Below are 21,935 nucleotides of genomic sequence, written 5' to 3' on the forward strand. Positions count from 1 at the left end.
AATTCAGCCACCACTACCGGAGACCGGAATTCCCGATGGCCGAGAAAGGCCGCCATTGCAGCCTCTCCGGTATAAACCCCGTTCAGGCAGTGATGCGACCGCGGCCCGATCCCGGCTTGGCCATGTTTCAAGAGCAGGCGCCAAAAGTTCCATTATCTTCCGCTGCCTTGAAGCAACTCCACGATAGGGCCCTAACCCCAAGACGCGGACAAAACAGTGCATCTTTGCTGGTCCAGATAAGGATGTCGGCGGATCAAATCCCTTCGTTTCAGTTACGGGAGCCGTCGATAGCTGGGCCTGCAATCAGGGCAGATGACCGGTTAGCGTCGCGATCAGGCGTCGCACGTCCTCGGTGACGTACGGCTTTGCCAGCGCCGGAACGTCGGCGAAGGACTGGTCAAGTCCCATGCCGCCATAACCGGTCGCAAACGCAAAGGGGATACGTCGTTCTCTCAAGGTCTCCGCGATCGGGTAGCTGGGCTCACCGTTGAGGTTGACGTCGAGGATCGCCAGATCGAACGCCCCCGTCCGAGCGATCTCGCGAGCCTCGTGCAGGCGCGAAGCAATGCCACTCACCTCATGGCCGAGATCCGTCAGGATGTCTTCCATCAGCATTGCCACCAGAGCCTCATCTTCAACGATAAAGATGCGCAGCTTTCCTCCTAAGGCGTTCATATATATTCGTTCCGTTTACCAGAATTTATGTCAGGTAGTGGCGCATCCAGGGTGAAGACAATTCCAAGTGTAGTGAATGAAAGGGCTGCCTGAGCGTCCAATTCACGAGCCAAAGCCTGTTCCAGGAGGCGGCTGCCGAAGCCTCTTTTTTCAGGGGTTGCGACGGCTGGCCCGCCTAGCTCTCCCCATGTGAGGCTTAGCCGTCGGTCTCGCTCGCTTCCTCCGAGATTCCGGTGAACCGCAATCTTGCCGGAATCGGTTGACAGCGCGCCGTGCTTCACGGCGTTGGTGCCAAGCTCGTGAAATGCCATTGATTGAGAAAGGGCGAGTTTCGGCTTCAACCGGCAGGGCGGCCCGGAGGCTTGTAGACGGGCCTCCGGCTCAGGACAGACGGCCTGGAACGATCTGTTCAAAATCGCGCCGATATCGGCGCCCTCCCAGCTTTCCTGTGTGAGAAGGTCGTGCGCCCTGGCAAGCGCAACGAGGCGGCTTTCGAAGCGCTCGAAGGTCTGGCTGTCCCGTTCGCCGCGGAATGTCTGGGACGCAAGCGACTGTACCGTGGCAAGGGTATTCTCCACCCTGTGATTCAGCTCGTTGATGAGCAATTGCCAAGGCCGCTCTTCCTGCCTTCGCTCCGTAATGTCGCGCGCGATCTTCGACGCGCCAACAATCTGCCCCTTGCTGTTCTTCAGGGGCGAGACCGTCAGCGAGACGTCGATCTGGCTGCCGTCTTTCCTCCTGCGCACGGTTTCATAGTGTTCGATATGATCGCCCCTGCAGATGCGCGCGAGGATTTGGGGTTCCTCATCCTGGCGTTCCGTCGGGATGAGGATCGTGATCGGCTTGCCGACCACTTCGGCTGCAAATCGGTCTCGCGGCGCTTGAAGAGAGGGGCGCCTGCCCCAGAGGCGTGCGGCTTCCGCATTGGAGACGAGAAACCCTTCGTGATCACGTACATAAATTGCACCGGGAATGGCATCGAGAACAACTCGGCCGCCGACGACGACCGCCTCGTATTCACTGAGCTGCGGGGGTATTTTCTCTTCGGCATTCGACATTTTCGGGTCCCCAAACGCCCGCAGTTTCCTTACCCAATAAGCGGGTGTGCGAAACCGAAAACAAGGCGCCGGGAAACGCTTGAAAACCCCCCTCGGTTCCATAAAGATTGGAGAACGCCCATCATGATGCATGCAATCCGGGCTAACGCCGCCGACCTGGAGGCATGCGTCCTATCTGAGGGATATTGATAGCGGCCATCGGTTCCTCAATGTCTTCGCTAGTCTGCCGTAGCGAGATGATCGCTAGCGTGTCGTTTTGCGATCGAGGCACGAGCGATCGAAAGGTTCTCGTTAGCTCGTCTGGCACGGGCTTGCCGAATATGGTGTTCGATTTGAATTCGACGACTGGTCGCGTGGGCATTTTGAGTTTCCCGCACTGCCGGAAGATAGACTCTGGTTACAGGGGGGCGTCCATAGCCGATATTGCTAGGTAGGCGGCGACCAGCAGCATAGAAACTCCAATAGCCCAAGTCCGGGAGCCGAAGCTGGATCGGCGGGCTGCGGACTCGCCAAAAGGATATCTGGTCATTGAAGGATTTCACCTAACGGAGGGCGTCACGCCCCTTGGCTACGCTAATCTGTCCATGGATTGATCTGGTTGTCTGCGTCATGAAACGAGAGCGCCGACGTCGTGGTTTATCACCTACAGAACGGCGTAGGTCTGGGGATCGACGATGGGCGCTTCTTGTTCACCAAGCCGGATCTCGAGTACGGGCGTCAGAACGACCGGTTTGGGCAACGGCGGGTCGAGGGCAGCTCATACGATCACACTTGCGACGCCGCCAACGGTCGCGCCGGCCGGTTCGCCGACAATTGCGCGGGTCACGGCAACGCCTCGGCGCCTTGACGGCACCGTCATTGTCTTCGGCGATTGCCGGCGCCGCGAAACGCGTGGTCGCGATGGCGGCTGGTAACAAAAAGCTCGGTTTCATGGTTCCGCTCCTTTCGGTTCCGCTAAAGAAAAAAGCGGTGATGTTTCGGAAGCTTCCTCTGAGGACCAACGCCGGAGTTGCAGGGACCGCAGGTCTGAACGTCCGCTCTCTCTACCCGCCTCTCGAATGCTGGCGGATTCAATGCACGGGCTTTTTCCGTCAATGGCCGCCAAAGGGCCGCCTGCCACCGCAATAAACCTCAATCCATGGCGTCAAATCGCAATGTAGTCATATGGCAATTCGAGCGACCCACTCTAAATTTGCTCCACACAAGGCTGGAGGAATTCCATGAGTGGGCAGAAAACAGAAAGCCAGCGCGATGGTGCCCGCGAGGCAGGCCGCGCGGATCTGGAAACGAACGTCATCGCGAGGGAGGCGGCGAGCGCTCTCCTGGAAGTCCTCACGGCTGTGCGGCGAGGGGATTTTTCCGTCAGGATGCGGCCCGATCTGACGGGGCTGGCCGGCAAGGTCGCCGATGCGCTGAACGATATCATCGCTGCAAACCACCGGATGGCGGAAGAACTCGAACATGTTGGGCAGGTCGTTGGCCGCGACGGGCGCACGAGCACCCGCGTTCGCTTCGGCCTTGCCGACGGGTCCTGGTCGCAGATGGAAGGATCGATCAACCATCTGATCGACGACCTGTTGTGGCCAACGACCGCCGTCACGCGCACCATTACCGCGGTGGCGAAGGGCGATCTCCTGCATTCCGTGCCTCTCGATGTCGACGGCCGGCCACTCAAGGGAGAGTTCCTGCGCTCGGCCACGATCGTCAACACGATGATCAAGCAACTCGGCGTCTTCACGTCGGAGGTCACGCGCGTCGCCCGCGAGGTTGGTACAGACGGCAAGCTCGGCGGGCAGGCGCAGGTTTCCGAAGTGACCGGCGTCTGGAAGGACTTGACCGAGAGCGTCAACTCGATGGCATCGAACCTGACGGCGCAGGTGCGCAATATCGCGGAGGTGACCATCGCGGTAGCCAACGGCGACCTGTCGAAGAAGATCACCGTAGACGTGCGCGGGGAAATCCTCCAGCTCAAGGAAGCCATCAATACGATGGTGGACCAGTTACGCTCCTTTGCATCCGAAGTCACCCGCGTGGCGCGCGAGGTAGGCACCGAAGGCAAGCTCGGCGGGCAGGCGCTTGTGCCGGGCGTGGCGGGGACCTGGAAGGATTTGACGGACAGCGTCAACGCGATGTGCGGTAATCTGACGGCGCAGGTGCGCAATATCGCCCAGGTCACCACCGCCGTGGCGCGCGGCGACCTGTCGCGTAAGATCACGGTCGATGTCTCCGGGGAAATACTGGAACTGAAGGAGACCATCAACACGATGGTCGATCAGCTGAACGGCTTTGCCGGCGAGGTGACGCGTGTTGCGCGCGAGGTCGGAACGGAGGGACGGCTCGGCGGCCAGGCGCAGGTGCCGGGCGTGGCTGGAACGTGGAAGGACCTGACGGACAACGTCAACTCGATGGCGTCCAACCTAACGGCACAGGTGCGCAACATCGCCGACGTCTCGACCGCCATCGCCAACGGCGACCTTTCGAAGAAGATCACCGTGACCGTGTCGGGGGAAATCCTCGAACTGAAAGAGACCATCAACACGATGGTCGACCAGCTGAACGCCTTCGCATCGGAAGTGACGCGCGTGGCGCGCGAGGTCGGCACGGAAGGACGGCTCGGCGGCCAGGCGCAGGTGCCCGGTGTCGCCGGCACCTGGAAGAACCTGACCGACAACGTCAATTCCATGGCCTCGAACCTGACGGCGCAGGTGCGCAACATCGCCGAGGTCTCCACCGCCATCGCCAACGGCGACCTGTCGAAGAAGATCACCGTGACCGTATCAGGCGAAATCCTGGAATTGAAGGAGACCATCAACACGATGGTCGATCAGTTGAACGGCTTTGCCGGCGAGGTGACGCGCGTCGCAAGAGAGGTCGGCACGGAAGGACGGCTCGGCGGCCAGGCGCAGGTGCCGGGCGTCGCGGGAACGTGGAAGGACCTGACGGAGAACGTCAACTCCATGGCGGCGAAATCCTCGAACTCAAGAACACCATCAACACGATGGTGGACCAGCTGAACGCCTTTGCCGGTGAGGTGACGCGCGTGGCGCGCGAGGTCGGCACGGAAGGCAAGCTCGGCGGCCAGGCGCAGGTGCCGGGCGTGGCCGGCACCTGGAAGGATCTGACGGACAGCGTCAACTCGATGGCCGGCAACCTGACGGCGCAGGTGCGCAACATCGCCGAGGTCGCTACCGCCATCGCCAATGGCGACCTGTCGCGCAAGATCACCGTCGACGTTCGCGGCGAAATCCTCCTGCTGAAGGATACCCTCAACACGATGGTGGACCAGCTGCGCTCCTTTGCCGGCGAGGTAACGCGCGTGGCGCGCGAGGTCGGCACGGACGGCCGGCTTGGCGGCCAGGCCGTCGTGCCGGGCGTGGCCGGCACCTGGAAGGACCTGACCGACAACGTCAACCTGCTTGCAGCAAATCGGCGAAATCCTCGAACTCAAGAACACCATCAACACGATGGTGGACCAGCTGAACGCCTTTGCCGGTGAGGTGACGCGCGTGGCGCGCGAGGTCGGCACAGAAGGCAAGCTCGGCGGCCAGGCGCAGGTGCCGGGTGTCGCCGGCACCTGGAAGGATTTGACCGACACCGTCAATGTCATGGCCGCCAACCTGACGGAACAGGTGCGCGGCATCGTCAAGGTGGTGACGGCTGTAGCGAACGGCGACCTGAAGCAGAACCTCACCGTCGCGTCCAAGGGCGAGGTGGCAGCGCTGGCCGAGACAATCAACAACATGACCAACACGCTGGCGACCTTCGCCGAGCAGGTGACGACGGTCGCACGCGAGGTCGGCGTCGAGGGGCGTCTCGGCGGCCAGGCGAACGTGCCGGGCACGGCAGGCACGTGGAAGGACCTTACCGGCAACGTCAACCTGCTGGCCGCCAATCTCACCACCCAAGTGCGCGCCATCGCCGAAGTCGCGACCGCCGTCACCAAGGGCGACCTGACGCGCTCGATTCAAGTGGAGGCCCGCGGCGAGGTGGCCGAACTCAAAGACAACATTAACACGATGATCGACAACCTGCGCCTGACGACGGAGCGCAACACCGAGCAGGACTGGCTGAAGACCAACCTCGCCCGCTTCACGACCATGCTGCAGGGCCAGCGCGACCTGACCCTGGTCGGCAAGATGCTGCTGTCGGAACTCGCCCCGCTCGTCGGCGCGCATCAGGCGGTCATCTATCAGCTGGACGCCGCCGAGGGGCCGCAACCGATGCTGTCCCTCCTGTCGGTCTATGCCCAGGGAATAGAAGCGGCGCATCCGCTGCGGCTGGCGCTGGGCCAAGGCCTCGTCGGCCAATGCGCCAGCGATGCGCGGCGCATCCTCATCACCGATCTTCCCGACAACGTCGTTCCGATCAGCTCCGGCGTCTTCTCCACGCTGCCGAAGAGTGCCATCGTCCTGCCGGTGCATTTCGAGGGGCAGGTGAAGGCCGTGATCGAGCTCGCTTCGGCGGGCAATTTCACGGACCTGCAGATATCCTTTCTCGACCAGTTGACGACCTCGATCGGCATCGTCCTCAATTCGATCGAGGCGACGATGCAGACGGAAGGCCTGCTCAAGCAATCGCAGCAGCTCGCGACCGAGCTTCAGACACAGCAGCGCGAGCTTCAGCAGACCAACGAGCAGCTTGAACAGAAGGCGCAGCAGCTCGAAGAGCGCAATGTCGAGGTGGAGGCCAAGAATCAGGAAATCGAGCAGGCCCGCCGCGCGCTTGAGGAGAAAGCGACCGAGCTTGCGCTGACCTCGAAATACAAGTCGGAATTCCTCGCCAACATGTCGCACGAGCTGCGCACGCCGCTCAATTCGATCCTCATCCTCGGCCAGCAGCTCGGCGAGAATCCCGAGGGCAATCTATCCGGCAAGCAGGTGGAGTTCGCCAAGACGATCCATGGCGCAGGCACGGACCTACTGAACCTCATCAGTGATATTCTCGACCTGTCCAAGATCGAGTCCGGCACGGTCTCCGTCGATGCCGAGGAGATCTTCATCGACAGCCTGCTGGAGGTGATGGCGCGCCCCTTCCGGCACGAGGCGGACAATCGCGGGCTTTCCTTCGAGGTGGAGGTGGGCGCCGACGTCGCCAGGAGCATCATCACCGATGCCAAGCGGCTTCAGCAGATCCTGAAGAACCTGCTGTCGAATGCCTTCAAGTTCACCGCAGAGGGGGGCGTGACATTGCAGGTCACGACGGCGATGGACGGCTGGTCACCCGATCACTCGTCGCTCCGGCACGCCCCCTCGGTCATCGCCTTCGAAGTCTCCGATACGGGCATCGGCATTCCGCCGGAAAAGCAGCGCATCATCTTCGAAGCCTTCCAGCAGGCCGATGCCTCCACCAGCCGCAAATACGGTGGCACGGGCCTCGGCCTTGCCATCAGCCGCGAACTCGCAAGCCTACTCGGCGGGGAAATCCAGCTGCGCAGCAGTCCAGGTTCCGGTAGCACCTTCGTCCTTTATCTGCCGCTGACCTTTGTCGGGGCAGGTGCAGCACCCGCCAAGGCTCTCTCCGCGCGCAACAACAACGTCGTGCAACTTACGGACGCCGCCGCCAGCCGGCGGGCCGACAAGCCCGGTGAGCAGGTCGAGGACGACAGGGCCAACATCGTGCCGGGGGACACGGTCCTTCTTGTGGTTGAGGATGACGCCCACTATGCACGGGTGCTTGTCGATCTGGCGCGCGACGGCGGCTTCAAGGTCCTGGTGGCCATGCGCGGCGGCGACGCCCTGAACCTCGTGCAGGAATACGAACCGGCGGCGATCTCGCTCGACATCTTTCTTCCCGATATGCTGGGATGGACGGTTCTCAGCCAGCTCAAGCAGAATCCGAGAACCCGGCATATCCCGGTCCAGATCATCAGCCTCGACGAGGACCGGCAGCATGGGCTGACGCGGGGCGCCTTCGCTTTCATGAGCAAGCCCACGACGCCCGACGGGCTGGGGGCTGCGCTGACGCGGCTGAAGACCTATGCCGAGCCAAGGCGCAAGCGCCTCCTCCTGGTCGAGGACAACGAAGCGGAGCGCCTGAGCGTCGTCGCCCTCCTTGGCCACGAGGACATCGACATCGTCAGCGTCGCCTCCGGCACCGAAGCGCTGGACGCGCTGCGGCGGGAGCCGGCCGATTGCGTCGTGCTCGATCTGTCGCTGCCCGACATGACCGGTTTCGAGGTGCTGGAGAAGATACGGGACGACGGCGCGATCGGCGAGGTGCCGGTCGTCGTCTTCACCGGCCGTGAGCTTTCGCCGGAAGAGGACGCGCAGCTTCACAGCATGGCGCGCAGCGTCGTGGTCAAGGGGGTCGAATCCCCGGAGCGCCTGCTGGACGAGACGGCGTTGTTCCTCCATCGCGTCGTGGCGGAGATGCCGCCCGCCAAACAGGCCATGCTTGAAAAGCTGCACAGCTCGGACGAGGACCTTATTGGCGAAACGGTCTTGCTGGTGGACGACGACGCGCGCAATATCTTCGCGCTGAGCAGCGTGCTGGAGCGCCGCGGCATGAAGGTGCTGACGGCGATCACCGGCACGGAGGCGATCGAGGTGATCCACCGAGAATCCTCCGTCGCCATTGTGCTGATGGATATCATGATGCCGGGAATGGATGGCTACGAGACGATGCAAGTCATTCGCGCTGATCCGAATTTCCGACGGCTGCCGATCCTGGCGCTCACCGCCAAGGCGATGAAGGGCGACCGCGAGCGATGCCTTGCTGCGGGCGCGTCGGATTATCTGGCAAAGCCCGTCAACACCGAGCAGCTCCTGTCGGCGCTGCGCATGTGGCTGCATCGCTGAGGATTCCGTCATGAACGCCATCAACATCCTTCTCGTCGATGATCAGCCCGCCAAACTTCTGAGCTATGAGGTCATCCTTCAGGACCTGGGCGAAAATCTCATCAAGGCGCAATCGGGGCGGGAGGCTCTGGAATATCTGCTGCGCACCGAAATCGCAGTGATCCTCGTCGATGTCTGCATGCCCGACCAGGACGGTTTCGAGCTGGTAAACATGATCCGCGAGCATCCACGCTACCAGAATACGGCCATCATCTTCATTTCGGCCGTCATGATGGCCGAGCCGGATCGTCTGCGCGGATACGAGGCCGGCGCCGTTGACTATGTCTCCGTGCCGATCGTTCCGGAGGTGCTGCGCGCCAAGGTCCGCGTCTTCGCAGATCTTTACCGCAAGACGCGCGAGTTGGAGCGCCTGAATGCCGAGCTGGAGATGAGGGTCCAGGAGAGGACCGCGGCGCTCGAAGCCACCTCGGCGCAGCTTCGCAGCTTCAACGAGGAACTGGAGCAGCGTATCGACCAGCGCACGCGCGAGCGCGAGGAGGCGCTTGCGCAGCTCTTCGAGGCGCAGAAACTCGATACGATCGGGCAATTGACCGGCGGGGTCGCGCATGATTTCAACAACCTGCTGATGGTCGTCCAGGGTGGCCTGAGCCTCTTGAGAAAGCGCCTTCCTCCCGACGAGAAAACCGAACGCATTATTCTCAATGCCTTGCAGGCGACAGAGCGCGGGACCGCCCTGACGCAGCGACTGCTGTCCTTTGCACGACGGCAGGATCTGAAGCCGCAGGCCGTGGACTTCCGGGAGCTCTTCGAGAACATCGAAGACCTTCTCGGCAAGGCTGTCGGCCCGCGGACGCTCATCGCGCGCAGGATCCCCGGCGATCTCCCTGCCGTGTTGGTGGATGGCAACCAGCTCGAACTGGCGTTGCTCAACCTGTTCGTCAATGCCCGCGACGCCATGGACAATGGCGGGACGGTCACCGTCGAGGCTTCGGCTGAGACGGACGGTCGTCCCGCCAGCCTCACCGGCGACCGCTATGTCCGCATTACGGTTTCCGATACGGGGGAGGGCATGGATGAGGCGACGCTGGCGCGCGCTGCCGAACCGTTCTTTACCACCAAGGGGGTTGGCAAGGGGACTGGCCTGGGCCTCTCGATGGTCCATGGCCTGGCGGCCCAATCGGGCGGCCTGCTCCAGATCGCGAGCGATCGGACGACGGGAACGCGCGTCTCGCTCTGGTTGCCCGTCGCCGATCGGGCCGAGGGGCCGCCGGCTCTGGACCCGCAGGAGCCATTGGTTTCCCACTCCAGCTCCCGTGCGCCGCTCATCGTCCTCGTGGTCGATGACGATACCCTGGTCAGGATGGGAACGACGGCGATGGTGGAGGATCTGGGGCACACCACCTTGGAAGCCGCTTCCGCCTCCGAGGCGCTGCAGGTCTTGGCCGGGCTGCCGCGCTGCGATCTGGTCATTACCGACCACGCGATGCCAGGAATAACGGGAGCCGAACTGGCGCGGCGCATCAGGATGTCGTTCCCTGCGCTGCCTGTCATCCTCGCTTCGGGCTATGCCGACTTGTCGGAAGATGTCGCCGGCAGGGAATTGCCGCGATTGTCGAAGCCCTTCACGCAGGCGCAGCTTCAGGCGGCGATCGAGCATACCGTGGCGCGTCAGGCTTGATGTATTCCTGCTTAGATGTCAGGAACCAAATATCGCCTCTCGTTACAGATATCCATCGTGGTGGCATTGGCATAAATGCCGATATTGGCGGCGGTGATCTTGCCCAGGTTTTCCGCGTAGGTGCCTTCGCCGTAAAATGCGATGCCGTTGTAACCATGGATGGTGCCCATGGTATCGACCTGGAGGATGGCTTTGGTTCCCTCGGAAAAGATGCCCGATTTATANTTCGCCGTAAAATGCGATGCCGTTGTAACCATGGATGGTGCCCATGGTATCGACCTGGAGGATGGCTTTGGTTCCCTCGGAAAAGATGCCCGATTTATACATCCTGTCGGCGACGATGTCGCCCGCGGTGACCAGAACGCTATGGTGGAATCCCAGGTTATTGACCATGCCATGGCCATTGGCCACCTCCAGCGAGGCCCCATGGCGACGTCCCAGTTTTGGTTCGACTGCTCTACGAACAGGGTGGAGGTCTGATGGCCGGTGATCGTCTTCGACATGAGTGGAGCTTCCCAAAAAAGTAGAGTTGCCTCTCACTATCGACGCTCTGTTTCAGTCTGGAGGTCTGATGGCCGGTGATCGTCTTCGACATGAGTGGAGCTTCCCAAAAAAGTAGAGTTGCCTCTCACTATCGACGCTCTGTTTCAGTCTGACTTCCTGCGCGGGGCTGACCTTACACTGAACATTCATCCGGTTGCGGCGATGGATCCGCATAGTCTGCCGGCGCCTCGCATCCGAGTGATGGGTGGCGGCCCGAAATTGTTGTAATCGTTCGCCCATTCGCCAATAGCAACGCGGGCATGGACGAGGCCGAAGAACAGGCTTTCAATGAGCAACTCGTCGCGCATGCGCCCGTTAAAGCTCTCGACATATCTATTCTGCATTGGCCTTCCCGGCTCGATGTAGTGCCAATCACCTTGTTATCCTTCGACCAGGCGAGGATGGCATTCGAGGTCGGCTCGGTTCTGTTTTCTGCGACGATCACGCCGGGTTTGCGACGCCTCTCGATGAAGGTCGCCAGTTCCCGCGCGACGCTACGCACGGAGAAGAGGTGTCGGAGATGGCGGCCAGGCACTCGCGCGTCACATCGTCGACGACATTGAGAACGCCGGAGCGCCTGCCACAGGCGAACGGGTTATACACGAAATTCAGCGACTAGCGGGTATTGGCCTTCGCCTCGACCGGGGTCTGTGCACGCGTGCCGACGGCACGCCGCCGGGCTTCCTCTTGCGATGGAAAGACCTTCCCCGCGTAGATGCGATTGAGCCCGGACGGTTCCCGTGCCGCCGGAGGAGGACGAACAGTCGCCGATAGCCGAAACGCCGCCGCTCATTGGCGAGGCAGGTCACATGAGCGGTTTTGCGGAAGACGGCGGAAAGGTTTGGTAGCTCAGCCGCTTGAGTTCGGTAAATCGTGCTCTAGTTCATCGTCATCGAAGCTCAATTCGACCCAGCGGAAACGCCGGGCCGAACCCCTCGGCGCAGGCTATAAATGGAACAAAAATTATATCTGACTAAGGTCGCGATCACAACGTTCCATTTTCTCTTGCTCATTCGTGAAAGTTCGTTTTAACTGCGTTTGCTTTCGCGGTGAAAGCCGAGCGCGTTCGATCGAGGAGGATCGGTGCATTCGAGCCTTTACTTCTGCTGTTTCAGGAATGGGAGGAAACACCATGGTACGCTTCACGTGGCCCCTTGCGGCAACATCCGCGCTTTCGCTTTTCGTGGCATCCAATGCCTTTGCGGCGACCGAGCTTGCCTGGTGGCATGCGATGACCGGCGCCAATAACGAGGCTGTCGAGCAGCTTGCCAAGGAGTTCAACGAGAGCCAGGCGGAATACAAGGTCGTTCCCGTCTTCAAGGGCACCTATCCTGAGGCGCTGAATGCCGGCATCGCCGCCTTCCGCGCCAAGCAGGCGCCGGCCATCCTTCAGGTCTTCGATGCGGGCAGCGGCGTGATGCTGGGTGCCGAAGGCGCCGTCGTGCCGGTGGCCGAGGTGCTGCAGAAGGGCGGCTATGAGTTCAAGAAGGGCCAGTACCTGCCGGGCATCGTCTCCTATTATTCCAAGCCCGACGGCACCATGCTGTCCTTCCCCTTCAACTCCTCGTCGCCGATCCTTTATTACAATAAGGATGCATTCGCCAAGGCGGGCCTCGATGCTGAAAAGCCGCCGGCAACGTGGCCGGAAGTCTTCGAAGCCGCCAAGAAGATCAAGGCCAGCGGTGCTTCAAACTGTGGATTCACCTCGACCTGGCTGACCTGGATTCAGACTGAAAACTTCGCAGCCTGGAACAACGTGCCTTACGGCACCAACGAGAATGGTCTCGCCGGCCTGAATGTTGAGCTAAAGATCGACGCGCCGATCTTCGTCGATCACTTCCAGGCGATCGCCGATCTCAGCAAGGACGGCACTTTCCGTTATGGCGGGCGCACGTCGGAAGCCAAGCAGCTGTTCATGTCCGGCGAATGCGCCATCCTGACGGAATCCTCCGGTGGCCTCGGCGATATCGTCAAGTCGGGCGTGAATTACGGCGTCGGCCAGCTGCCCTATTATGAAGGCCATGGTCCGCAGAACACAATTCCGGGCGGCGCCAGCCTCTGGGTCTTCGCCGGCAAGAGTGATGCGGAATACAAGGGCATCGCCGAATTCTTCAACTTCCTCTCCAAGACCGAGATCCAGGTGCGGCTGCACGAGGTCTCCGGCTACATGCCGGTGACGATGGCGGCTTACGAGGAAACCAAGAAGTCGGGCTTCTACGACAAGAACCCCGGCCGCGAGACCCCGATCAAGCAGATGCTCGGCAAGGCCCCGACAGAAAATTCCAAGGGCGTTCGCCTCATCAACCTGCCGCAGGTCCGCGATATACTGAACGAGGAATTTGAGGCCATGCTTGCCGGCCAGAAGGACGCGAAGGCGGCGCTGACGGAGGGGGTCCAGAAGGCCAATGCCGCCATCGCCGCTGCCGTCGGCCAATAACCCCTGAACATTTCGCCCCGTGCCGTCCGCGGCGCGGGGCCATTTTCGCCGAAGGGGAGCCTCATGCAGTCCGTCGTCTTTCCCAACAAGGTCCTGCCCTATCTGCTGCTGGCGCCTCAGATCATCCTGACGATCATGTTCTTCTTCTGGCCGGCAAGCCAGGCGCTGTACCAGTCGGTGCTGCGCGAGGACCCATTCGGACTGAAATCCGGTTTCGTCGGTCTGGCCAATTTCAGGACCATCCTGTCTAATCCGGATTACCTGCATTCGCTGAAGGTCACCGTCATCTTCAGCCTGGCGACGGCGCTGCTCTCCATGGCAGCGGCGCTGCTGCTGGCTACGTCGGCTGAGCGCGTGGTGCGCGGCCGCAATATTTACCGCACCCTGCTGATCTGGCCCTATGCCGTGGCGCCGGCCATTGCCGGCATGCTGTGGCTGTTCATGTTCAATCCGGCGATGGGAACCTTTGCCTATATCTTGCGTCGCAACGGCTTCGCTTGGGACCCGCTGCTGAACGGCGACCAGGCTATGGGACTGGTCATCGTAGCAGCGGCGTGGAAGCAGATCAGCTACAATTTCCTGTTCTTCGTCGCCGGCCTGCAGGCAATCCCGAAATCGCTAATCGAGGCGGCCGCCATCGATGGCGCACGCGGCGCAAAGCGCTTTTGGACCATCGTCTTCCCGCTTCTGGCGCCGACGACCTTCTTCCTGCTTGTCGTCAATACGGTCTATGCCTTCTTCGACACGTTCGGCATCATCCATGCCGTTACAGGTGGTGGTCCGGCAAAGGCTACCGAGACGCTGGTCTACAAGGTCTTCAACGACGGCTTCGTCAATCTTAATCTGGGAAGCTCGGCCGCCCAGTCGGTCATCCTGATGGTCATCGTCGTGGCGCTCACCGCCTTCCAGTTCCGCTTCGTCGAGAAGCGGGTGCATTATTCCTGAGGCGCCCATGATCGAGAACCGTCCCATTTCAAGCCTGATCAGCCATATAGTGCTCGTCATCGGCATCCTGATCGTCGCCCTTCCGATCTATTACACCTTCATCGCCTCGACCCACACTTCGGTCGAGATCGTCCGTCCGCCGATGTCGCTGGCGATGGGTGAGCATTTTCTCGACAATTACAGGGAAGCGATGGGCGGCGGCGTCGAGCGCGTCGTTGGCGTCAGCCTCGAGCGGCTGCTGTTCAATTCGACGGTCGTGGCCCTTGCCATCGCCATCGGCAAGATCGTGATTTCGTTCCTGTCGGCCTTTGCGATCGTCTTTTTCCGCTTTCCACTGAAGATGGTCTTCTTCTGGATGATCTTTATCACCCTTATGCTGCCGGTAGAGGTGCGCATCCTGCCGACCTACAAGGTGATCGTCGATCTCGGATTGATCGATACCTATGCCGGTCTCACCCTGCCGTTGATGGCATCGGCGACGGCGACCTTCCTCTTCCGCCAGTTCTTCCTGACGATACCAGGTGAACTGGTGGAGGCGGCGCGCATCGACAATGCCGGGCCGTTCCGCTTCATGCGCGATATCCTGCTGCCGCTTTCGGCCACCAATATCGCCGCCCTCTTTGTCATCCTCTTCATCTACGGCTGGACCCAGTATCTTTGGCCGCTGCTCGTCACGAACGACGCGAAGATGAACACGATCGTTATAGGCCTGCGCAAGATGATGGATTTCACCGATGCCTCCACCCCCTGGAACTACGTCATGGTGACCGCGATCCTTGCGATCATTCCCCCCATTCTCGTCGTGGTGCTGATGCAGCGCTGGTTCGTCAAAGGCCTTGTGGAGACCGAAAAGTAATGGCTGAAATCACCCTGAGCAATGTCCGCAAGTCCTATGGCACGGTGGAGGCGATCAAGGGCGTTTCGCTCGCTATCAGGGACGGCGAGTTCGTCGTGCTCGTCGGTCCTTCGGGCTGCGGCAAGTCCACGCTTTTGCGCATGATCGCCGGGCTCGAGGGCATCACCGGGGGCGATATCCTCATCGGTGCGCGCCGGGTCAACGATGTCGAACCGGCCGAGCGCGACATTGCCATGGTGTTCCAGAACTATGCGCTTTACCCGCATATGACGGTGCGGCAGAACCTGGCGTATGGCCTCAAGAACCGGAATACGCCGGCCGCCGAGATCGATCGCCGCATCGCCGCTGCGGCAAAAACGCTGGAAATCGAGCAATATCTGGAGCGCAAGCCGCGCCAGCTTTCCGGCGGCCAGCGCCAGCGTGTCGCCATGGGCCGGGCGATCGTCCGCGAGCCCGCTGCCTTCCTGTTCGACGAGCCTCTTTCCAATCTCGACGCCAAGCTTCGGGGCCAGATGCGCATAGAGATCAAGCGCCTGCAGCGCTCGCTCGGCACAACGAGCGTTTATGTCACCCACGACCAGATGGAGGCGATGACACTGGCCGACCGGCTCGTCGTTGTCAGTGCGGGCCAGATCGAACAGGTGGGCACGCCGATCGAACTTTACGAGAAACCGGCAACTACCTTCGTCGCCACCTTCATCGGTTCGCCCTCGATGAACCTCTTTAACGGCGCGGACAAAGCGGCCGGCTGGTCGCTGGCCGCGCACGTGCCGCAGCCGGAAGGCAACTATACGCTCGGCGTGCGGCCCGAAGATCTCTTCCCAGTTGCCGAGGGAAGCGTTTCCCCGGTGTTCGAAGCGACCGTGCGTATCGACGGCATCGAACTGGTCGGAGCGGAAAGCCTGCTGCATGGCAAGCTCGCCGATGGTACCGATCTGGTGTTCCGCGTTGCCGGCCGTTCCCGAAACGAGCTCGGCGATGCAGTGAAGGTCGGCGCCAATGCCGATGCGCTCCATATGTTCGATGCCAATGGGCGACGGAAGGAATTTGGCGCGACAGCCTCGCCCTTGAACCACTCGTGAAACAAGCAAAAGCGCTTGTCGGGTGCCCGCCATGAAATGGTTTTGTCGCTGTACCAACCATGGTCGGTACGATGATGGTGGTCATTGGAGGTTCGCGGATGAAGCACTTCACTACCGGGCCAATGCACCTCATTACGGGCTGGGGCGCGACCGGCGTGATGGCATTGGCGGCCGGTGTGATGCTGATACTTCATTGAAAGGAGAAACAACGAAGCCAAGCGTCTGTTTGACAACTCGCCTTTGCTTCTCCGTCCTGATTCGCGCCTATGATGTGGACACATGAGAGCCGGGGCAGGATGGCAAGATCGGGAAGGAGACGAAGCGGTATCGCAGCGACCTGACCGATGAGGAATGGTCGGTGGTGGAACCTTTGATGCCACCTGCCAGCACAACGGGGTGGCTTTGGCAGCGGGATTTCGGGAAGTCCTCAACGCCATCCGATATATGGTGCGTTCGAGTTGCGAATGGCGGATGCTGCCGATCCACTTTCCACCCTCGCACATGGTCTACTGGTGGTCCCGGCGGTTCGTGCGCCGGTTGCTGTTCCAGACGATCCATGACGTCGGGCTGATGATCGACCGTGAATGGGCGGGACGCCAACAGCAGTCTAGCGTGATCGACAGGCAATCGCTCAAGCCTCCGGCGGCCGGTGGCACCCGCGGCTTCGAGGGGGCCAAGAACATCGTCGGTCGCGAGCGCCATATCGCCATCGACCAGCGTCGGCCTGCTGCTGATCAAACTGACGACGGCCGATATCTCCGACAGCGCCGGCGCTCAGGCCACTGTCGATGCGATCCGCAAACGCTGGCCCTGCATCAGGCACCTGTTTGCCGAAGGCGCTTATGATCGCCGTCAACTGCTTGATAAGGCCGAGTTCCTGGGCTTTGCGGTCCAGATCTTCCGGCGCGTCGCCGAAGGATTCAAAAGCCTGTCGAGGCGATCGGTGGTGGAGCCCACCTTCAGTGACTCAATCGCTACCGTCACCTCGTGCGAGACTATGAAGCCCGCATCGGCGTCTCTGAAGCCATGATCTATGCCGCAAGGAGTAGTTTGATCATCAGACGAATAACCCACTAAGGCTCTCGCGACGACAGCTCATGCTGGCTTTCTGCCCATGTGGAACGAGGTATTCGAGCCCGTCAGAACTGGTTACTCGCCTCAAGCCGCGTTTCCTGTGACGCGGACAAGCATGGGCGGCGAGGGCCGTCATAGGGCTGATAGGTGTTGTCGTCGGCACGGTAGGACCTGTATCGGGCGGTACACCACGCCGTATGCAGGTTTTCCATTCCGTAGCCGACGAAGCGGGGGTTGACCTGAGCCGTATGGTTGTCAGCACCGTCATCGTTGGCATAGGGCGACGTGCAGCGGCGCACCTGCCCGCTGAAAGAACGATACGTATTGGTGGCCGGGTCGTAGGACCGGTACCGACTTGAGCACCAGTCGACATGCGTCGGCGGAAGGTGAAATTGGGCGACGACCGCGTTCGCAACCGGGCTTGCAGAGGTGCGCAGAGGTTTGCCCGCCGCCACCTTTACCGGAAGCGGGATCGTGACATAGGTGGAGTACACGGCCGGCAAGCGCTCGTAGTTCTGCTGGTTCGGATCGATCCGGATCGGGGTTGCCGTCCAGAGGTCGGGGCTGGATGTGATCCTGTGTGCAAGAGGTTCGGTCGGTTCCGCCAGCACGAGGGAGGCCACGGACGCGGCCCCGATGCAGACGCAGACGGATGACGCAATACCGAACCCCAGCGATGTTATCGCTTTCATGGTCTTGTTCCTGGTATCGAATGTCGGGATCTGGCGGTCGAGCGCCAGATCTTCAGGGGGAGATGGTTACTGGGATGTCGTTGCAGGCGCAGCGGCCGGCGTGTCGGCCGAGGCCGGCGTTTTCGACGAGGGAGCTTCGACAGCGGGAACGTTGACATTCACGTCCGCGCCCGCGCCGCGCCCGCCACCGATGTCGATGACGCCGGTAAACATGAGCAACGCGCCGATGACGACAAGCGCCAGGACGATGGCGACAGCCCAGGCTCCGTTGCCCCTGCTGCCTGTGTTGATTACCGTGGGTCCACGGTCGGCCATTTGGAAATTCCTCCTTGATAACATTGCGAAAAATCGTAAATCGAATTGGTTTTACAAGAAATTCGGGCGGACTCGGCGACGCGGGTTCGCCGCCGAGTCGCGACACAGACTGTCCATGTGGGGAAGCCTGCGCCGAACGGCCCGCCGCAGGTCAGTTGATGACCTGGATAACCTTGCGGGACGAAGGTTCGACGATGACGCGCTCGTCATTGACGATCGCATAGGCATACTTCGGATCGTCCGGGATCGGCGTGACGACGACGGTGCTCGGCAATGCCTGACCGACGGCAATCTTTTCCTTGATCACGACCGACTGGGTAGCGGGCTGCTCGCGAACGTAGGTCACCACCTTGGCCGGCGGCGGGTCGATCGCCGTGCCGACGATGGCGCCAGCTACACCGCCGACGGCCGCACCGACCGGTCCGCCGACGATGGCGCCGGTGACTGCACCGCCTGCTGCGCCATTGACCGTCGATGACTGCGCGAGGGCTACGCCCGACAGCATGGTTGCGGTCGCAGCGACACCGATGAAGAGCTTGTGAAACATTCCGTTCTCCTATGGTTGTCGCGACCTTCGTGGTCGCCGACAGCCAAATTCAGAAGCCGGTGATTTGGTTCCGAGCGTCGACCTTGGTCGGATGCGGCCTCAGACCAAGGTCCGACACCGCGTGTTTCGGAAGCCTCCCGCTGGCACGTCTTTTGCTCTCCGACGCTCTTGAAAGGTAAAATTCCGATCCAATATGGATTTGCGCCACATTGTGTTTTGAAAGGAGGAATCCGATGCTGGCCGAAGTCTATTTCTCTGTGCCGATGATCGTCAGCTTTCCCAACGGACTTACCCGGACCTTCGAAAGCCTGCACGACACACTTGATTTCCTGGAAAACGAATGGCCGCTACGGCATGGCGAGCGATATCAGCGCGCTTGCAGGAAATGCCGTGCGGCCCTGTGCAAGCAGACGCCCGTGGCTGTCGCTCGCGAAGCCTTTATCGCCGCCTGCCTCGAGGCGGGGCTGCCCGTGGAGGCGATGCCGCCGGCGTGGCACCGATCCGGCACGTCTTCGCCGCCGCGCATGAGCGCATAAGAAATTTCGCCACGCTGACATTCGTGAGCCCTGCCTTGACGTCGCACTGAACGACGACGCCAAGGGCAGGGCGTGCGCATCCTGACGGCATTGGGAATGAATGCGTGGCCCGCGGTCGGCAGATTATCGGCAGGCAGCGATCAGGGCAGGGAAACACTCCGGGAAACAGGCCGATCGCTGCCTGCGACTACAAGCACGGCTTTCCGGTGCGGTGTTGGCTTTCCGCTACCGCGGCGCAGGCGATGCTTCCGCTTTCCGGAACATAGACCACGGTCTGGCGCGGGGGGCTGTTGAATGCGACAAGGGAGAAAGTGATGCCCAGCATCAGCATGGCGATGAGTACGAAAGGAAAGCCGAATCCGGATTCGGAATGCGGGTCGAAAGAATGTCTTTGCATATCTGGTTGCCTCGTTGAGATCGAGGCGGCAATGGAACGCATGGCGCTCCCCTGCCTGCCTCATGTCCGTTGGCGTCAAGCAGTCACCACGAAGACGATCTTCAGGCTTGCCGGCTCGATGATGAGAATGCGGCCGTCGGCCAGCAGGATATACTTGTAGTGGCGATAGGCCGGCACGAGCTTGATGATGCGCGGCGGCAGCGGGCGCAACTCGACGGTGCGCGGAACGACAACACCGACATTGACTTCGAAATCGACGTGAACCGGCTTGACGTCCTCCTTCACGATGACATTGTGAATCTCGGTGCGCTGCTCGGTGGTGACATTGACGGTCGTCTCGCTCGAGGACGATGTATTTGTATTCGTCTCGCCCCTGCTTTCCGTCGAGGACTTGTTGCTCGTATCGGAGGGCTTGCTGTCGGTCGCAGCGTCGGCGCTGCCCGATTTATCGCTTTCAGCGGTCGAGCCGCTGTCCGTACCGGTCTTGCCGGTGGCGTCCTTCGATTGCGATGCACCCTGCTTGTCGGTCGAACCTTCGGTGGACGGCGCTTGCGTCTGGGTGTCGGTGCTGGCAGCGCCGCTACCGGACGCGTCCGGAGTGGCTGCGCCGCCGTCGGGCGTTTCGGCGGTTGCGTTGCCCGCGGCACTGCCGTCCGTGGTACCCTGTTTCTCGGTGCTCTGCGTTGCGGCCCCTCCCTGCACGTCGGCCCCTCCCTGGGCCTTGCCCTTCGGAAGGATGATCGCGCCGTTCTGCTCTGTCTGCTGCTGGGCAAGAGCCGGGCCGGAAAGCGCCGTTGCGCTGCCAAGCAGCAGGGTCGCAAGCGTTTTTCGCATAGAGGTCTTCATGATTTTTCTCCATTATCGGGGGTACGCATGATTACGGGCTGTTGCGGACGGTTTCCGCCTCGCAAGGCCGCCTCCCTAACGGAAGGCCGGCGCCGCTGTTCCGCCGCCGGCCTTCCGTCGCGGGCATGGCGACCAAGGTCCCGTTTTCGCGCCGGACCTAAGTCTGAAAAACGAACTCCGGCGATGGCCGGCGCGTTTGCAGGATGTTTCCGTGAAGGAGGTTGACGCCGATGCGATGTGTAAAACCGATGATCCTTGTGGCGGCGGCGCTGCTTCTGGCAGCAGCGCCCCTGCGCGTCGATGGTCACTGGGTGCCGGAGGCGGCGGCCAAAGGCGGCGACAATGGCAAAGGCAATAATGGAAAAGATAACGATAACAAGGCAAACGACAACGATAACCGCGGGAACAATGGCAACGGTCGCGACAACGGAGAGGGCAAGGGAGAAAGCGGCAACAATGGCCGCGGCAATACCGGCAAGGCCGCCGATTCCGTCGTCGACAAGAAAGTCTCGGGCGATAACGTACAAATCCGTTATCGCAACGGTTACAGCGAACAACTGCTCAAGGGGCGCTTTATCATGAAGGATTCCAAGGGGAGAACGATCATCGATCGCCGTGCCACGGCCGCCGACCGCATTCGCCTTTGGCTGAAGCAGGTCGTTCCCTGAATCTCCGGACCAGGCTCAAGCCTGCGTTGCGGCATCCCGTAGAGCCATGGCTGCCTCGGTGCGGTTCTTCACCTTCAGCTTGGAGAATATCCGTGTCATGTGATGCTTGACGGTTTTTTCGTGCAGGTCGAGTTCGCGGCCGATACACTTGTTGCTGAGGCCGTTGGCGACGAGGCGGAGGACCTCCTGCTCGCGTCCGCTGAGCGTATCAAGGCGGGGCCTTGGATCGTCTTCCTGCCGATGCAGCATATTGCTGACCATGCGGGCCGAAAGCACGGGGGAAAGATACATTTCGCCCGCATGCACCAGCTTCAGCACATCCGCCAGCGTGCGTGAGCCGACACCCTTCAGCACATAGCCCTTGGCACCTGATTTGAGCGCGGCGGCGACGTCGCCATTGGATTCCGACACTGTGAGCATGACGATTTTCTGCGATGGCCGCCGCTCCATGATGCTTGCCACGGCATCAGGCCCGCCGCCGGGCATCGAGATGTCGAGCAGCATCACGTCGGGTTTGGCGCGCTCGGCCAACAGTTCCGCATCGACGCGACAGTTGCCTTCGCCGACGAGATCGAAGCCGCCGATTTCGCTCAGACAGCTTGCCACCCCTTCCCGGAAGATCGGATGGTCGTCCACGATTGCGATGCGAATGCCGGTCATGCAGTTTTCTCCATATCCTGAAGGGGCAGCTTCATCGTCACGACGGTTCCCGCCGGGCCGGTTGTGACGGTGAAGGTGCCGCCAAGGCTTTCCACCCTGTTCCTCATGCCGGTCAGGCCAACGCCCGTA

General features: G+C 61.2%; 16 protein-coding genes and 3 pseudogenes. 9 read left to right on the plus strand and 10 right to left on the minus strand.

All coding sequences use genetic code 11. The features are described 5' to 3' along the window. Positions 1–303: 303 nt before the first annotated feature. Positions 304–675, minus strand: coding sequence for a response regulator (locus ASC86_RS10905; protein ID WP_056320431.1), 372 nt, complete (start codon positions 673–675; stop codon positions 304–306). Next, a complete protein-coding gene (locus ASC86_RS10910; RefSeq protein ID WP_056320434.1) occupies positions 672–1,733 on the minus strand; it encodes an HWE histidine kinase domain-containing protein in 1,062 nt (353 codons plus the stop codon). The genes ASC86_RS10905 and ASC86_RS10910 overlap by 4 nt, the downstream gene beginning before the upstream one ends. Positions 1,734–2,953: 1,220 nt before the next feature. Between ASC86_RS10910 and ASC86_RS10920 the strand changes: the two are divergent. Further along, a pseudogene (locus ASC86_RS10920) lies at positions 2,954–8,530 on the plus strand (HAMP domain-containing protein). 10 nt (positions 8,531–8,540) lie between these two features. Then, on the plus strand, positions 8,541–10,208 hold the full coding sequence (locus tag ASC86_RS10925; RefSeq protein WP_056320440.1) for a response regulator: 1,668 nt from the start codon (positions 8,541–8,543) through the stop codon (positions 10,206–10,208). Between the two features lie 11 nt (positions 10,209–10,219). Here ASC86_RS10925 and ASC86_RS25740 read toward each other — a convergent pair. Next, positions 10,220–10,432: hypothetical protein (locus ASC86_RS25740; protein WP_210170357.1), on the minus strand; the 213-nt coding region annotated here is incomplete at its 5' end. Between the two features lie 528 nt (positions 10,433–10,960). Then, positions 10,961–11,551 (minus strand): annotated as a pseudogene (locus ASC86_RS10930) (integrase core domain-containing protein); the annotation flags it as partial. 332 nt (positions 11,552–11,883) lie between these two features. Here ASC86_RS10930 and ugpB point away from each other — a divergent pair. The 5 genes and pseudogenes from ugpB to ASC86_RS10955 all read left to right on the plus strand — a co-directional run bounded on the left by ugpB (position 11,884) and on the right by ASC86_RS10955 (position 17,148). Then, the gene (ugpB, locus tag ASC86_RS10935; RefSeq protein ID WP_244477590.1) at positions 11,884–13,188 is read left to right on the plus strand and encodes a sn-glycerol-3-phosphate ABC transporter substrate-binding protein UgpB; all 1,305 of its coding nucleotides are present in this window, start codon (positions 11,884–11,886) and stop codon (positions 13,186–13,188) included. Positions 13,189–13,251: 63 nt separating this feature from the next. Continuing rightward, positions 13,252–14,133: a sn-glycerol-3-phosphate ABC transporter permease UgpA gene (ugpA, locus tag ASC86_RS10940; RefSeq protein ID WP_056320445.1), complete on the plus strand. Its 882-nt coding sequence runs from the start codon at positions 13,252–13,254 to the stop codon at positions 14,131–14,133. A gap of 7 nt (positions 14,134–14,140) precedes the next feature. Beyond that, positions 14,141–14,989, plus strand: a complete 849-nt coding sequence (gene ugpE / locus ASC86_RS10945) for a sn-glycerol-3-phosphate ABC transporter permease UgpE (RefSeq protein WP_056320448.1) — start codon at positions 14,141–14,143, stop codon at positions 14,987–14,989. Beyond that, positions 14,989–16,071 carry a sn-glycerol-3-phosphate import ATP-binding protein UgpC gene (locus tag ASC86_RS10950; RefSeq protein WP_056320449.1) on the plus strand — a complete coding sequence of 361 codons (1,083 nt, stop codon included), beginning with the start codon at positions 14,989–14,991 and terminating at the stop codon, positions 16,069–16,071. The genes ugpE and ASC86_RS10950 overlap by 1 nt, the downstream gene beginning before the upstream one ends. A 269-nt stretch (positions 16,072–16,340) precedes the next feature. Further along, a pseudogene (locus ASC86_RS10955) lies at positions 16,341–17,148 on the plus strand (IS5 family transposase). A 62-nt stretch (positions 17,149–17,210) separates the two neighbouring features. On the opposite strand, the gene ASC86_RS10960 reads toward ASC86_RS10955, so the two are convergent. The 3 genes from ASC86_RS10960 to ASC86_RS10970 form a co-directional block, all read right to left on the minus strand. Continuing rightward, complete coding sequence (locus ASC86_RS10960; RefSeq protein WP_056320452.1) at positions 17,211–17,837, minus strand: BA14K family protein; 627 nt, start codon at positions 17,835–17,837, stop codon at positions 17,211–17,213. Positions 17,838–17,903: 66 nt separating this feature from the next. Then, positions 17,904–18,152, minus strand: coding sequence for a hypothetical protein (locus ASC86_RS10965; protein WP_056320455.1), 249 nt, complete (start codon positions 18,150–18,152; stop codon positions 17,904–17,906). A 151-nt stretch (positions 18,153–18,303) separates the two neighbouring features. Continuing rightward, the gene (locus ASC86_RS10970; protein ID WP_056320458.1) at positions 18,304–18,699 is read right to left on the minus strand and encodes a DUF1236 domain-containing protein; all 396 of its coding nucleotides are present in this window, start codon (positions 18,697–18,699) and stop codon (positions 18,304–18,306) included. A gap of 233 nt (positions 18,700–18,932) precedes the next feature. Between ASC86_RS10970 and ASC86_RS10975 the strand changes: the two genes are divergently transcribed. Beyond that, positions 18,933–19,235 (plus strand): DUF982 domain-containing protein, encoded by a 303-nt coding sequence (locus ASC86_RS10975; protein ID WP_056320461.1) that lies wholly within the window; start codon positions 18,933–18,935, stop codon positions 19,233–19,235. Between the two features lie 187 nt (positions 19,236–19,422). On the opposite strand, the gene ASC86_RS10980 is transcribed toward ASC86_RS10975, so the two are convergent. Then, complete coding sequence (locus ASC86_RS10980; protein WP_156387004.1) at positions 19,423–19,674, minus strand: hypothetical protein; 252 nt, start codon at positions 19,672–19,674, stop codon at positions 19,423–19,425. A gap of 33 nt (positions 19,675–19,707) precedes the next feature. Next, the gene (locus ASC86_RS10985) at positions 19,708–20,478 is read right to left on the minus strand and encodes a DUF1236 domain-containing protein (RefSeq protein ID WP_056320466.1); all 771 of its coding nucleotides are present in this window, start codon (positions 20,476–20,478) and stop codon (positions 19,708–19,710) included. Between the two features lie 248 nt (positions 20,479–20,726). Here ASC86_RS10985 and ASC86_RS25750 point away from each other — a divergent pair, with 248 nt between their 5' ends. Then, complete coding sequence (locus ASC86_RS25750; protein WP_056320469.1) at positions 20,727–21,146, plus strand: hypothetical protein; 420 nt, start codon at positions 20,727–20,729, stop codon at positions 21,144–21,146. Between the two features lie 15 nt (positions 21,147–21,161). Here ASC86_RS25750 and ASC86_RS10995 read toward each other — a convergent pair whose 3' ends face one another. Continuing rightward, positions 21,162–21,806: a response regulator transcription factor gene (locus tag ASC86_RS10995; RefSeq protein WP_056320472.1), complete on the minus strand. Its 645-nt coding sequence runs from the start codon at positions 21,804–21,806 to the stop codon at positions 21,162–21,164. Positions 21,807–21,935: the final 129 nt, after the last annotated feature.

Origin of the sequence: Rhizobium sp. Root1212 (assembly GCF_001424985.1) — a bacterium.
Taxonomy (GTDB): Bacteria; Pseudomonadota; Alphaproteobacteria; order Rhizobiales; family Rhizobiaceae; genus Pararhizobium.

Coding starts and splice junctions, on each gene's coding strand:
- ASC86_RS25750 (WP_056320469.1), top strand. CDS start 20,727: ATGATCCTTGTGGCGGCGGCGCTGCTTCTGGCAGCAGCGCCCCTGCGC.
- ASC86_RS10970 (WP_056320458.1), bottom strand. CDS start 18,699: ATGTTTCACAAGCTCTTCATCGGTGTCGCTGCGACCGCAACCATGCTG.
- ugpB (WP_244477590.1), top strand. CDS start 11,884: ATGGTACGCTTCACGTGGCCCCTTGCGGCAACATCCGCGCTTTCGCTT.
- ASC86_RS10905 (WP_056320431.1), bottom strand. CDS start 675: ATGAACGCCTTAGGAGGAAAGCTGCGCATCTTTATCGTTGAAGATGAG.
- ugpA (WP_056320445.1), top strand. CDS start 13,252: ATGCAGTCCGTCGTCTTTCCCAACAAGGTCCTGCCCTATCTGCTGCTG.
- ASC86_RS10995 (WP_056320472.1), bottom strand. CDS start 21,806: ATGACCGGCATTCGCATCGCAATCGTGGACGACCATCCGATCTTCCGG.
- ASC86_RS10910 (WP_056320434.1), bottom strand. CDS start 1,733: ATGTCGAATGCCGAAGAGAAAATACCCCCGCAGCTCAGTGAATACGAG.
- ugpE (WP_056320448.1), top strand. CDS start 14,141: ATGATCGAGAACCGTCCCATTTCAAGCCTGATCAGCCATATAGTGCTC.
- ASC86_RS10985 (WP_056320466.1), bottom strand. CDS start 20,478: ATGAAGACCTCTATGCGAAAAACGCTTGCGACCCTGCTGCTTGGCAGC.
- ASC86_RS10960 (WP_056320452.1), bottom strand. CDS start 17,837: ATGAAAGCGATAACATCGCTGGGGTTCGGTATTGCGTCATCCGTCTGC.
- ASC86_RS10975 (WP_056320461.1), top strand. CDS start 18,933: ATGCTGGCCGAAGTCTATTTCTCTGTGCCGATGATCGTCAGCTTTCCC.
- ASC86_RS10965 (WP_056320455.1), bottom strand. CDS start 18,152: ATGGCCGACCGTGGACCCACGGTAATCAACACAGGCAGCAGGGGCAAC.
- ASC86_RS10980 (WP_156387004.1), bottom strand. CDS start 19,674: ATGCGTTCCATTGCCGCCTCGATCTCAACGAGGCAACCAGATATGCAA.
- ASC86_RS10950 (WP_056320449.1), top strand. CDS start 14,989: ATGGCTGAAATCACCCTGAGCAATGTCCGCAAGTCCTATGGCACGGTG.
- ASC86_RS10925 (WP_056320440.1), top strand. CDS start 8,541: ATGAACGCCATCAACATCCTTCTCGTCGATGATCAGCCCGCCAAACTT.